Raw genomic sequence first — 3,518 nt, 5'->3', positions numbered from 1 at the left:
GCTGTTATTTCGAATATTTCCAACTCTATGACCGGAAGCGTCCACAACTCAAGAAAGTGCAGCTACTTCCGTTTCTTTTTTTCAGTCAAATCCTTCAACATGGGAGCCAATCCAGCAGCCTTATACAGCGCCGCCACTTCCTCGGGTGTCAGACGCCGGGCCTCGCCCGGTTTCATCTTGCCCAATCGAATGGGCCCCACGGCGATTCTCTTAAGACGGTATACTTTGTGGCCCACCCGCGCCATGATGCGCCGAATCTCGCGGTTGCGGCCTTCGTTGAGAACCATCTCCAGGATGGTGCTCTTCTTGTGTTTGCGGCGTACGCGAATCTTGGCAACCCGGGCGATTCCCTCGGCCAGGTGCACCCCCTTTTGAAGTTTAAGGAGGACGTCCCGCGTGGGCTCTCCTGCTACCTGGACCAGGTATGTCTTGGGCACACCATAACGGGGATGCGTCAACCGCTCTGCCAGCGCGCCGTCATTAGTCACCAGAATCAAACCTTCGCTGTGAAGGTCCAGCCGTCCCACTGTAAACAAACGCCGGTCGCTCTCGGGAACCAGGTCAATGACACGGGTTCGTCCAGCCGGATCCCTATTCGTACACACCACGCCGTCCGGTTTGTAAACGGCGTAATAGACCGGCGGCTCGAGCTTGATCGGAACTCCATCCACACAGATTTTCTGGCGGAAGGGGTCGGCCTTAAAGCCCAGTTCGGTCACGACTTTCTTATCCACCTCCACCCGGCCCATTTTGATCAGCTCTTCGCACTGCCGCCGACTTCCAATCCCAGCCGCTGCCAGAATTTTCTGGAGTCGCTGGGGACCGGGTTGGACGACCGTTCCGCCTGGCTGCGCAGAGGCAGCGCCCCCTCGTACGCTTTTCTTCTTTCGTACTCCCATCATAGTTCAATTCTTTCCATGTACCGAAGGAAAGTCGCCGTCATCACCGACGGTGTCACGTTCCTGGATCGAAAGCCCCGTAATCCCACATCGTTTTCCCCACCTGTCGCCCCTTCCCTTTTAGCAGGACGCAGGCAAAACCGCCGCCGAGGGTCCCAACCAGCGGCCACGCAATTGGCCGGATAACAACTCCCAATCGCCAAAGCGTCCTGTTTTTCAGTATAAGAGACACCTGACAATTAGCCTATCCGGGCCCGTCTCTGACTGGCCACACTTTGCTACAACATGCCACAGGCATAATGTGTCATAGGGACAATTCATGAAACGTCCCTCCTGCTGAATCAGCAACAAAACCGAGCAGTTGCGGGCGATCTTTTCCAGGGCGTCGCGATCGTAGGTCACCGGCGTCCCGTCCGGCAGGCGTGTGCTGTGTTCCGCGAACACCACAACCCCCGGCTTGTTCACGTACTTGTCCGGGGAAAACAGGCTGTCGGCGGTTCGGTTCTTGGGTTTGTCAACGGACACGCTCATGACGATAATATAAGGGGTCGGTTTTCCAAACTGCCGCCACTATCATCAGGCGGCACTCAACAAGTGCGAGAGGTTGGCGCCATGAGGCTCTCGGCTCTTCTGGACCCTCTCAAGCGGCTGGCGCACCGTGTGTTCCTGGCCTATGCCCACTATCGCTGGCGGCGCTGGCGCTGCCCCTGGAGGTTTTATGAGGGCCGATGGTACGTGGTGGTCCGAGATAGGGACATGCACAAGGAAAAGGTCAAGGTCATCACCTGGTGCTGCCCCGAAACAGGAGACATCGAGTCAATCTGTGTTCCTGTTCCGGGCCATGACTATTCAGACTACGTGCCGTTTGAAGACCGAATCCCCTATTCCGTGTACTTTCCCCTTATGCTGGGAACTTCTCCCCCTCCTGATGAACCAGACGACGTTCCACCAAGAACCGACGTATGGTTTGCCTTTGAGTGCGAAAAATCCGAGGATTGATCCAGTACAGGGCCAGCAATGTGGCGAATCCTTCCGAAGGATTTTCCAGGATTGCGTCTTTCAGTTCCGGCTGATAAACGGAATGAACAATTTCGTCCTTTTCCGATTCCCATGCCGCCTGCCATTCGTCTGAGTTGCTGATCCTGTTGCCGGACGTGTCTCGATCCACGATGTGCGCCAGCTCGTGGGTGTAAAGATAATATTCGTGAGTCGATTTTGCGGGGCCGTTCCATACGACAATGGCTAAACGTTTCCCATCCTTGGTTTCCACCCACCGAACAAACCCTCCGAGGCTGGATCGCTCGACGTTTTTTCCAAACACGTTTTTCAGGTGTGTGTCCCACTGAACCACCTCCTCCAGGTCGCTGCACACGATCATCGTGGCATGGGCCTAGCGATTCAGGCCGACGAGGTGCGGAAGTTGGTGGGACTGACCGCGCCGGGGCCGGATGATGAAGTACTCCAGTTGGCGGGGCAGGGAGGGGCCGAGCAGGGAGCGCCGCCCTTTCCGTATGAACGCGAAGGGGCCACCGTGGTGGAGTACGCGCTGCCTCCGGGACTGCCGCCGAACCCCCATCCCATGCAGGTTGTCCATTTGAAGGAAGGGTCGTATATTTGGGCGCCCAGCAAGAAGAATCCTGAAGTTTTCCGCTGGCAATCCCTGGAAGAGGCGATGCAGCATCGGCTGTTCGTCTCGCCGGTGGTGGAAGGGAAAAAGACGGCCCAGGAGGCGTTGGAGGGCATCAAGTCGGAAACGCACCAGAAGGCCGTTCAGAAGTATCACCGCATCCTGGGGATGGCCGATTTGCATCCCACGACGGTGCATGACGCGGTGGGGCAATTCGGTGAACCCGAGCACTCATTCATGGCCACTTTTGAGAAGTTTGAAAAGGACAAGCTGACGCTGGCGGCATGTACGATGGGATTGGTATCGGAAAAGCCGCAGCTCGGCGTGGCCATGTTTGAACGGATTCCCCGGCAGCGGAAATTCGGGATGCTGACGGCCCGCATTGCCAAACCGCTAGAGGAGATTGATAAGGTCATGCGGGAAGTTCAAGAGAAAACGGGGATTTACGGCTGGACAGTGGTGCCTTATGAGGGTTTCTATGAGATTGTTTTGTGTGCGAATCAAAAACAACTAAAATTCACTCACGATACAATTAAAGAGGCATTTCCTGATTCCAAAGTGAGACGACGAGGAGGCGTGTTGTATTTTATCGGACACGATTCGGATAGAACCGAAGCCGCCAAAGTCTATATTTCTGAGATCCTCCGGATTGCTGGTCCTGACGCTGAGAAGTTTTTGAGACTTGTGGCCCATAACGTACCGGCAGAGGTGTTCAGCGAATTGGCACAGGAAAAAGGGAGCCAGACCAATGGCTGACAAGAAAAGCTCACTTTCGCCCGAACAGCGGAAGGCTCTCAAGAATGAGCGCGAACAATTAAACAAACAAATTTACGACATTCTAGATGAAGCCGATCAATACTTGCAGTCGATTCTCGACTCGGTCGGCAATAAGCCAGTGGTTAGAAATCCCCGGGTGAAGGAGAACCCTTGGTACGAGGACTGGAAGCTCTGGGGCTTTTTTGATCCCAATCCCAGCTTTTGGGAAATCAAAC

At 55.2% G+C, this 3,518-nt stretch carries 5 protein-coding genes; 3 read left to right on the top strand and 2 right to left on the bottom strand.

Translation table 11 applies throughout. The features are described from left to right. Positions 1-62: 62 nt before the first annotated feature. Positions 63-902, bottom strand: a complete 840-nt coding sequence (locus tag H5U08_RS13090) for a pseudouridine synthase (RefSeq protein ID WP_297033823.1) — start codon at positions 900-902, stop codon at positions 63-65. A gap of 213 nt (positions 903-1,115) precedes the next feature. Then, positions 1,116-1,430 carry a hypothetical protein gene (locus tag H5U08_RS13085; protein WP_297033821.1) on the bottom strand — a complete coding sequence of 105 codons (315 nt, stop codon included), beginning with the start codon at positions 1,428-1,430 and terminating at the stop codon, positions 1,116-1,118. 81 nt (positions 1,431-1,511) lie between these two features. Between H5U08_RS13085 and H5U08_RS13080 the strand changes: the two genes are divergently transcribed. The 3 genes from H5U08_RS13080 to H5U08_RS13070 form a co-directional block, all read left to right on the top strand. Continuing rightward, on the top strand, positions 1,512-1,898 hold the full coding sequence (locus H5U08_RS13080) for a hypothetical protein (protein WP_297033818.1): 387 nt from the start codon (positions 1,512-1,514) through the stop codon (positions 1,896-1,898). Positions 1,899-2,283: 385 nt separating this feature from the next. Next, positions 2,284-3,282: a hypothetical protein gene (locus H5U08_RS13075; RefSeq protein ID WP_297033816.1), complete on the top strand. Its 999-nt coding sequence runs from the start codon at positions 2,284-2,286 to the stop codon at positions 3,280-3,282. Next, on the top strand, positions 3,275-3,518 hold a 244-nt coding region (locus H5U08_RS13070; protein WP_297033814.1), incomplete at its 3' end, for a hypothetical protein. The genes H5U08_RS13075 and H5U08_RS13070, both read left to right, overlap by 8 nt.

This window comes from Thermogutta sp. (assembly GCF_014359955.1).
GTDB lineage: Bacteria > Planctomycetota > Planctomycetia > Pirellulales > Thermoguttaceae > Thermogutta.
Note: the sequence above shows the minus strand (reverse complement) of the source record. Positions and strands in the feature narration are given on the sequence as shown.

Excerpts from the sequence above, each read along its gene's own strand:
- H5U08_RS13090 (WP_297033823.1), bottom strand. The coding sequence starts at position 902 with ATGATGGGAGTACGAAAGAAGAAAAGCGTACGAGGGGGCGCTGCCTCT.
- H5U08_RS13085 (WP_297033821.1), bottom strand. The coding sequence starts at position 1,430 with ATGAGCGTGTCCGTTGACAAACCCAAGAACCGAACCGCCGACAGCCTG.
- H5U08_RS13080 (WP_297033818.1), top strand. The coding sequence starts at position 1,512 with ATGAGGCTCTCGGCTCTTCTGGACCCTCTCAAGCGGCTGGCGCACCGT.
- H5U08_RS13075 (WP_297033816.1), top strand. The coding sequence starts at position 2,284 with ATGGGCCTAGCGATTCAGGCCGACGAGGTGCGGAAGTTGGTGGGACTG.